The sequence below is a fragment of the Clostridium sp. AF32-12BH genome (assembly GCF_003477935.1).
In the GTDB taxonomy this organism is placed as follows: Bacteria; Bacillota; Clostridia; order Lachnospirales; family Lachnospiraceae; genus Brotaphodocola.
Map to the genome: position 1 here is coordinate 139042 of NZ_QUEH01000011.1, position 9312 is coordinate 148353.

The 9312-nt window shown below is 49.9% G+C and carries 7 protein-coding genes; all 7 read right to left on the reverse strand.

The window, feature by feature from the left end:
- Positions 1-206 precede the first annotated feature (206 nt).
- Positions 207-2135 (reverse strand): ATP-dependent zinc metalloprotease FtsH, encoded by a 1929-nt coding sequence (gene ftsH, locus DWZ40_RS12410; RefSeq protein ID WP_182430509.1) that lies wholly within the window; start codon positions 2133-2135, stop codon positions 207-209.
- A gap of 237 nt (positions 2136-2372) precedes the next feature.
- On the reverse strand, positions 2373-3815 hold the full coding sequence (locus DWZ40_RS12415) for a M20 family metallopeptidase (RefSeq protein ID WP_118543330.1): 1443 nt from the start codon (positions 3813-3815) through the stop codon (positions 2373-2375).
- A gap of 141 nt (positions 3816-3956) precedes the next feature.
- Positions 3957-4715, reverse strand: coding sequence for an amino acid ABC transporter ATP-binding protein (locus DWZ40_RS12420; RefSeq protein WP_182431734.1), 759 nt, complete (start codon positions 4713-4715; stop codon positions 3957-3959).
- A 1-nt stretch (position 4716) separates the two neighbouring features.
- Entirely contained in the window at positions 4717-5502 is a 786-nt protein-coding gene (locus tag DWZ40_RS12425; protein ID WP_118543332.1) for an amino acid ABC transporter permease, read from the reverse strand.
- 18 nt (positions 5503-5520) lie between these two features.
- Complete coding sequence (locus tag DWZ40_RS12430) at positions 5521-6456, reverse strand: transporter substrate-binding domain-containing protein (RefSeq protein ID WP_182431730.1); 936 nt, start codon at positions 6454-6456, stop codon at positions 5521-5523.
- Positions 6457-6749: 293 nt separating this feature from the next.
- Positions 6750-7439, reverse strand: coding sequence for an HAD family hydrolase (locus DWZ40_RS12435; protein ID WP_347560082.1), 690 nt, complete (start codon positions 7437-7439; stop codon positions 6750-6752).
- Positions 7440-7453: 14 nt separating this feature from the next.
- A complete protein-coding gene (locus tag DWZ40_RS12440) occupies positions 7454-8854 on the reverse strand; it encodes a sodium-dependent transporter (protein ID WP_118543334.1) in 1401 nt (466 codons plus the stop codon).
- Positions 8855-9312: the final 458 nt, after the last annotated feature.

A 9312-nucleotide genomic window follows, 5' to 3' on the forward strand; every position in this document is an offset into this window, starting at 1 on the left:
TCGTTGCATCGTCACTTGTACGATTCCTCTTTTTAGTGTAACTCAGATACCAGCCCATTATACCACAGCAACAGGCTGCTTGCAAACATTTGTTCGCAGACTAAACAATTTAGCACAGTAAATATCAAAGGTGCGAAAGCTCCCGCAGCCGCCATGCATGGCGGCTGTGGGAGCTTTCGCACCTCGTTTGTTATCATGCGATATTGTTACTGCGCAGCTTCTTCCTGACTCACCGGAACGCTATCTTCCTCTGTTTCCTTCCCGGCATTCAGAATCTCCATGAATTCCTCACCGGTAATGGTCTCGCGCTCCAGCAGATAAGCGGAAATCTCGTTTAACTTGGCTGCATTGTTCTTTAAGATCTGCATTGCCTTGTCATACTGCTGTTTTACGATGTTGACGACTTCTTCATCGACTAGTCTTGCAGTCTCCGGGGAACATACCATGGAAGTATCGCCGCCCAGATACTGGTTGTTCACGGTTTCCAATGCTACCATACCAAACTGGCTGCTCATACCGTACCGGGTTACCATGGCACGTGCGAGCTTGGTCGCCTGCTCGATATCGTTTGCCGCGCCGGTCGTGATGGAATGGAAGATAAATTCCTCTGCGGCACGACCGCCGGTCAGCGTCGCGATCTTGTTCAATGCCTCTTCTTTGCTCATCAGGAAACGCTCGCCCTCTTCCACCTGCATGGTATAACCAAGGGCACCGGAGGTACGCGGGATGATGGTGATCTTATGCACCGGAGCGCTGTTGCTCTGGCACGCTGCCACCAGCGCATGACCCACCTCGTGGTAAGATACGATACGCTTCTCGTTCATGGACACACCGGCATCTTTTCTCTGGTAACCAGCAATGACTACCTCAACACTCTCTTCCAGGTCTGCCTGGCTTACAAAAGCGCGACCCTGACGGACCGCACGCAGTGCGCCCTCGTTGATGATATTGGCAAGCTCCGCACCGCTGGCACCGGAGGTTGCACGTCCGATGGCATCGAAATCGATGTCACTTCCGAGTTTTACATTCTTTGCATGAACTTTCAGGATTGCCACACGCCCCTTCAGATCCGGAAGTTCAACCGGGATCCGGCGGTCAAAACGGCCAGGACGAAGCAGCGCCTTATCCAGGGACTCCGGACGGTTGGTTGCTGCCAGAATCACAACACCCTTGCGGCCATCGAAACCATCCATCTCGGTTAACAGCTGGTTTAACGTCTGCTCACGCTCATCATTTCCGGAGAAACCGGAACCATCACGCTTTTTACCAATGGTATCGATCTCATCGATAAATACGATACAAGGTGCTTTTTCATTTGCCTGCTTAAACAGATCACGCACCTTGGCTGCGCCCATACCAACGAACATTTCCACGAATTCCGAACCGGAAATGGAAAAGAACGGGACATGTGCCTCACCGGCTACTGCCTTTGCAAGCAGAGTTTTACCGGTTCCAGGAGGGCCCACAAGCAGGGCACCCTTCGGAAGTACAGCACCGATATCTGCATACTTCTGCGGATTGTGAAGGAAATCTACGATCTCCTTCAATGCCTCTTTCGCTTCTTCCTGACCAGCTACGTCGGCAAAGGTTTTGCCGGTCTCAGTCTCCGCGTAGATCTTGGCATTGGACTTTCCGAACGTCATGGCATTGCCCATGCCTCCCATACGCTTCGCCATACTCTTGCTGAGCACCTGACCGATGATCACAAACATGAGGATCGGCAGAACCCAGCTAAAAATAAAATTCTGCAGCGGTGATGCCTGTGTCGGGATCGTCTCTGAGAAACTGATTCCTGCATTTCTCAGTCTGGTCGTCAGGTCATCATCCGGCCAGATACCTGTTTTGTACAGTTTAATATCTGCGTTTTTCCAGGACTTCATGGGAAGCTGACCATTTAAAACCTGCTGCACATCCTCTGTCCAGAAGGTCAGCTGATTGTCTCCTCTTGTTACTCCTGCGATCTGTTTGTTGTCCAGCATATCCAGAAACTGATCGTAGGTAACTTCCGTTACGGAACGCTCTGCCAGGGCCGGCATAACCAGCGCATTCAGCAGAACCGTAATCAGAAGAATGATGCCATAGTAATAAAGCAGCTTTTTATTTGGCCGCTTTGGTCCGTCTTCTTTCATACCCATACGTTTGCTCTCCTTTATGTCTTTCGTGTTGTATCCAGAATTTTTGCAGCTGTTCTTCTCTCTTCACATATGGCTGTTCACACACTGACCTTCCCCCATATGTGACTGAAAACGAATGTTTCCCAGCTTTTTCTGTTCTATTAAGTATACAACAGAAGCGGGGAATTTTAAACCCCCGCTCCTGTTAAAACTTTCTAAATTCTTTGTGTCGCATCTGTGAACTGCAAATTTAACAAACTAATCCGGGATGACCGGGACTGCGTCCGCCGGGACCGGGCTCACAAAGCCTGCTGCCGTGCGCTTTTCAAATTCTGCCCTTGCTTCTTTTAAGATTTCCGGCTGGTTATAAAGGTCGATGGCTGCCGCCGCCAGTACCTTTCCAGCATGGACCGCTGCCTTGTGTCCAATTTCAGTCCGGTCGCAGGAAACATTCTGCCAGCTGTGTCCCGGGCAGCCGTTTGGCCATGCAGCCACATGGATCTGCGCAGTCGGAGTCAGCCAGCTCACATCACCTACATCGGTAGACCCTGCTTTAAATGCATTCCCCTGGTACAGCGGTGCCAGAAATGCATTCATGGCATGACCGCACGCCTGCTGCATGGCGATGACCTGCTCCTTTGCCTGTTCATCGTTGTCTGCTGCCACCCCCGGAACCCTGTCATTACCGAGATAAGTTTTCGCGAGAGCGTCTGCAAATGCATTCTCTTCTTCCGTATAGGAGGGCACACCAAGCTCCTCGTAGTTTTTGTACAAAACGCGCTCCAGCGCAAAGTTGCTGATCGTGTCAGAAAGTCCGTCGATGAATTTCTTCTCAAAGGTTGTCTCCGTCATCAGCGCCGCACCCTGGGCAATCTTATCGACCCGTTTCTGAAGCTCTATCGCCTCTGCTACATGGTTAGAGCGCACCATATAAAGTACGCTGGCTTTCGCCTGCACCACATTCGGGCTGCATCCGCCGGCATCCGTGATCGCGTAATGGATCCGCGCCTTGTCACTCATATGCTCCCGCAGATACTGCACGCCCGTGTTCATCAATTCCACTGCATCCAGTGCGCTGCGTCCCTTCTCCGGCGCACCGGATGCATGGGAAGCGATTCCGTGGAACTTGTACTGGGTCTGAATGCAGGCATTGGAAGAACCGGTCGCAACCTCATTGACATCCTCCGGATGCCAGGTCAGTGCCGCATCCAGATCTTTCCAGACACCATCCCGCGCCATAAATGCCTTGGATGCACCGCCCTCTTCCCCCGGACAGCCATATAAGATCACAGTTCCTTCTATTTTATTCTGCTCCAGATAAGCCTTCACGCCAAACGCAGCTGCCATCGCACCGGCGCCCAGAATGTTATGACCACAACCATGTCCGCTGCCGCCCTCGACCAGCGGCTTTTCCTCCGTACAGCCCGCAGTCTGTGACAAACCGGAAAGCGCATCATACTCTGCCAGAATACCGATCACCGGACGGCCGCTTCCAAAACTCGCAGAAAATGCCGTATCAATGCCGCTGATTCCCTTTTCTACATGAAATCCTTCCTGCTCCAGCACTTTGCAGTAAAGCGCTGCGGACTTTACCTCCTGCAAAGATAATTCCGCATACTCCCAGATGCGGTCTGCCACATCGCAGATCTGATCTTTTCTGGCTTCGATGGCTGCGAGGGCTGCTTTCTTTTCTTCTGTCATGATATTGATGCTCCTCCTGTCTGTTATTTTCCATATAACGCAAAAAGTGCCGGGAACCAAGCCCGGCACTCTGATGTAACTTCAAACCATAATCTCAATACCGTTGCTCCTTGTGCCGCAGCAATATGATTATAATCCTTTTTATAATACCTTTGCAAGGAATTCCTTCAGACGTTCATGCTTCGGATGATCGAAGATCTCCTCCGGCGTTCCCTCTTCCAACAGCTTTCCATCTGCCATAAAGAGGACGCGGTTTCCAACCTCTTTCGCGAATCCCATCTCATGGGTTACGACCACCATGGTCATGCCCTCATGGGCCAGCTCCTTCATAACATCCAGAACCTCACCAACCATCTCCGGGTCCAGTGCAGAAGTCGGCTCGTCAAACAGCATCACCTCCGGCTCCATCGCCAGCGCACGCACAATTGCTACACGCTGTTTCTGTCCACCAGACAGCTGGATCGGGTAAGCATCTGCACGGTCTTTCAAACCAACACGGTCCAGAAGCTCTAAGGCTTTCTTTTCCGCATCTGCACGGCTGACCCCCTTTACCTTCATCGGTGCAAGCACCATGTTCTCCAGAATCGTCATATGCGGAAACAGGTTGAAATGCTGGAACACCATTCCCATGCGCTGGCGCAGGGCATCGATGTCCAGTTTTACCATTTTTCCGCTCTCATCCTGGTATTTCTTCTTGGTGATGTCGATCCCGTTAAAGATGATAGCTCCTCCGGTCGGCTCCTCCAGAAGGTTTAAGCTGCGAAGGAAGGTGGATTTTCCGGAACCGGACGGCCCGATGACTGCCATAACATCGCCTTTGTTGATGTTGACCGTCACACCGTCCAGCGCCTTGATGGTTCCCATTTTATAATGCTTTTTTAAGTCTTTTACCTGAATCATGCTATCGTTTGTCGCCACGGCTCATTCTCCTCTCAAAATATGCAATGATCTTGGAAGTCGGGAAGCACAGGCAGAAATAAATTGCCGTTGCCACCAGCAAAGGCTCCACGATAACAAAGGTTGCACCCTTAACTGCATTTACAGCAGACATGATATCCTGTACACCGATGGTGTAGGTGATCGCAGACTCCTTAATGATTACAACAAACTCGTTAGCGATTGCCGGGAGAATGTTTTTTAATGCCTGCGGGAAAATGATATAGCGCAGGTTCTGGGTCTGGGACAGTCCGAGGGAACGGGCTGCCTCTGTCTGTCCGCCGTCAATGGACTGGATTCCCGCACGGATGATCTCACACAGATATGCGCCGGAGTTCATGCCCAGAGCCACAACGCCCGGGAAAAACCGGCTGAACTTGATAAATCCGAGGATCTGGAAAGACGGAAGCTGGATGATGCCGAACACGCCGTAGTAGATGATAAACACCTGCACGATAACCGGCGTGGAACGCAGGATCTCAACGTAAGCCGTTGCCAGGAAAGACAGCGGATTAAACTTGCTGATCCAGACAAGCGGACCGCCCTCCCGCATATGACCGTCTTTATCAAGTCCCAATGCCTGGAATGGGCGGACATTGGACATTCTCATCAGTGCCAGTATCAGCGCGATGCAGAAACCGATCGCAACCGTAAATACGGATAACAGGACTGTAACGATAATGCCCTGCTGAAACAACTCGGCATACGGCGCTATTTTTGAAAAATTGCTCCATTGAACAAAATGACTCATTGGGTGCTCCTTTCAGTCTTAGTTCTGAACGTTTCCTTCTGCGTCCAGAAGACCCTCATATTTCTCACCTGCAGCAAGCTCACCAGCATCAGCGATGAACTTCTCAAGGCTTCCATCCTCTTTTGCAGCTGCGATTGCTTCGTTAACACCAGCTAACAGAGCTTCGTTGCCCTTGCAGACACCGATTGCGGAACCTTCGGTATCGTACGGAACGTCCATAACGATTGCAAGCTCCGGGTAGTTCTGCTGATAACTCTTTGCTACATCCGTCTCGATGTAAGCAGCATCCATCTTGCCGGTTAACAGCTCAGAAATGATATCGGTAACCTTCGGAAGACCAACAATGTCAGCCTCCGGGCTGTTCTCATTTGCCAGATCCATCTGGATGGAACCGATCTGTGCGCCTACGGAAACTTCCGGTTTGTTGATTGCTTCGAAGCTGTTGTAGGTCTCAGCGTTGTCCTTAACAGTTACTAAGGACTGACCGCCGGTATAGTAAATATCAGAGAAATCCATGATGCCCATACGCTTCTCATCCGGGGAAAGACCAGCCATACCAATGTCAACAGACTTGGTCTGCAGCTCGCTTAATACACCATCGAAATCTACGGTAACAACCTCTAACTCAAGTCCAAGATAATCTGCGATATACTGAGCCAGATCCATATCGAAACCAGACAGCTTCGGGGTTCCGTCCTCACCGATTGCGTAGAACTCATACGGAGCGAAGTCCGGGCTGGTTGCTACGGTCAGCTTGCCAGAAGTTACAGTCTCGATCTCGGCTGCTGCTTTGGTTTTCTCAGCGCTGCTCTCTGCTGCCTCAGTGCTCTCTGCTGCTTCGGTAGCTGCCTCAGAAGCTGCTGCGGTTGTCTCTGCCGGCTTGCTGCCGCCGCAAGCGGTTACAGAAGCTGCCATACATGCTGCCATGGATAATGCCACGATTTTCTTCTTCATAATAATCCTCCTCGATTTGCATTTATTCATCTACGGATGAATATTCTGCATAAATATAAAATATATACTAACCCATTATATCGGATTTCTGAAATTAATCAAGTGCCATGGAGTGAAAAAAAGAGGAAATCTGCAGATTATCCACAAATTTCCTCTTTTTTCTTCTTTTGTGCGGAAGCCATTCACCCAAAACGATGTTTTAACTGCACCATTCTGGAAACAGGTTCGCTTGTTTCAAAAATTTTTCCAGCAGAATTTCTTCTATAATATTATGTATCGTCACATCCAGAATCTTATACATAAAATTTCAGGATTTTCTCTATCACAGTCTGCGGCTCATCGATCACAAAATCCGGGTGGAATGCTTCCAGTTCCTCACGTCCCCGAAATCCCCAGGTTACGCCGACCGTATGCGCTTTTGCATTCAGCCCTGTCTGCATATCGGTATTGGTATCACCAAAATACAGGCACTCCTCCGGCTTACAGCCAAACTGCTCCAGGATCAGGTTCACACCTGCCGGGTCCGGCTTCTTCGGAATCTCATCCTTCTGTCCTGCCACAACATCGAAATATCCTTTGCCAAACACAGACTCAATATTTTCCACTGTCCGTGCGTGCGGTTTATTGGAAAGAACTGCAATGCGGATTCCCTGTTTCTTTAATGTCTCGAGAAGTTCCGGAATTCCATTGTACGGATGCACATGGTAGAGACAATGCTCCGCAAACAGCTTCATGTAGACAGAAAGCGCTTCCTCATAATGGGTCAGCGCCTCATCCCCACAGTACTGCAGTGCGCGCTTGATCTGCATGCGGTATCCGTCTCCCACAAACTGCTTGACCTGCTCCTCTCCGACCGGCCCGTAGCCAAACTCCTTTAATGTCAGATTGGTCGTGTAGGTCAGCGCCTCCAGCGTATTTAATAAGGTTCCATCCAAATCAAAAATACAACAGCGAATCATGGCAATTCCTCTCTTTCCTCGCATACATCGGTCACTATTTAGGCGAAAAACTTCACCCAGATTCCCTGAACAAACAGTCCCAGGATCATGAGCGGTAAAATATACTTCACATACCCGCGGATCCATGCCGGCACCTTGATTCCGACACCCTCATTTGCCTCAGCCCGGTACTTGTCAAAGCCCCAGCCGAAATCCCAGGTGGCAAACAGCAGATACACCAGAGAACCCAGAGGAAGCAGGATATTGCTCACCAGGAAATCCTCCAGATCCAGCACAGAGCTGCCAGCTCCCAGCGGCTCAAATCCACTGAGTACATTATAGCCCAATGCACACGGAAGGGACAGTAAAATGATCAGGATCATATTGATCTTCGCAGATTTTTTCCGGTCGATCTCGAATAATTCCATATCGCAGGCAATGATATTCTCAAATACCGCAATGACGGTAGAGAAAGCCGCACAGGACATAAATAAGAAGAACAGGCTTCCCCAGATCCGTCCGCCGATCATGGAGATAAATACGTTCGGCAGCGTAATGAAGATCAGGCTCGGACCACTGTCCGGATTGACGCCAAACGCAAAGCACGCCGGGAAAATGATCAGACCTGCGGTAATCGCTACAAAAGTATCCAGCACTGCAACATTGACCGACTCGCCCAGCAGTGTATTATTCTTCTCCAGATAGCTTCCGAAAATCGCCATGGCTCCAATACCCAGGCTTAGCGTGAAGAAGGACTGGTTCATGGCAGACACGATCACCTGACCGATTCCCACGGATTTCATCTTCTCCACGTCAGGAAGCACGTAGAATTTCAGGCCTTCCATACCGCCTTCCAGGAATACGCCATGAATCGCCAAGATGATCATCAGCGACAGCAGACCGATCATCATCACCTTGGTAATACGCTCCACTCCGGCCTGCAGACCAAGAGAACAGATCATGATTCCAAGAATTACCACAATCACCATCCAGAATACATTGATGCCCGGGCTCGCCAGCATCTCACCAAACATTCCCTGAACGCCTTCGGTATCCAGTCCGGTAAATGCTCCGGTCACAAAGCTGTAAAAATAATAAAGCATCCAACCCGCAACCGTGGTATAAAACATCATTAGTACATAGTTGCCAAGCAGCGCCACATAACCATGCAGATGCCACTTGCTTCCCGGTTTTTCCAGCTCCTGATAAGCCTTAACCGGACTTTTGCGGCTTGCACGTCCCACCGCAAATTCCATAGAAAGAACCGGAACACCCATAATAGCCAGAAACAGCAGATAGATTACGACAAAAATGCCGCCGCCGTTTGCTCCAACCACATATGGAAAACGCCATACATTTCCGATACCGATGGCGCATCCTGCTGAAAGCAGCAGAAATCCCAGTCTTGACTGAAAGGTTTCTCGTTGTTTCAAAATATTTTCCTCCTTCTTTTCCCCCATTTTGCCGATTTAATGACTATACTTCATTGTGACAAAACTTGTTTCCGCGTTACCGCAGTACTGGCTATTATACACTATCTGGTCTCAGCCGTCAAACGCCTAGTGCTCACGCATGATCTTGTGTAAACAGCAAATCAAACTATTGGCTTTATATAGGAAAAAGGTTCCGCAAATCTCGGAACCTTTTTCCTATTTAGACTGTCTTCAAACTCAGACACATGTCTTCAAATAGAAAAATGCCGAAACCCTTATAAATACAGGCTTCGGCACACTTTTCAGAAGAGCGCGAGACGTTGCAGAACGTCCAGTGGACGTTCGCTTTGCAACGACCGGAGCGGAGACCTCGAACGTTCGAGCCCGGCAGGGCTTGAACAGCACAAGAAAGGGTATCCATTTCGGATACCCTTTCTTGTACTCTTGAGAGCGCGAGACGGGACTCGAACCCGCGACCCCGACCT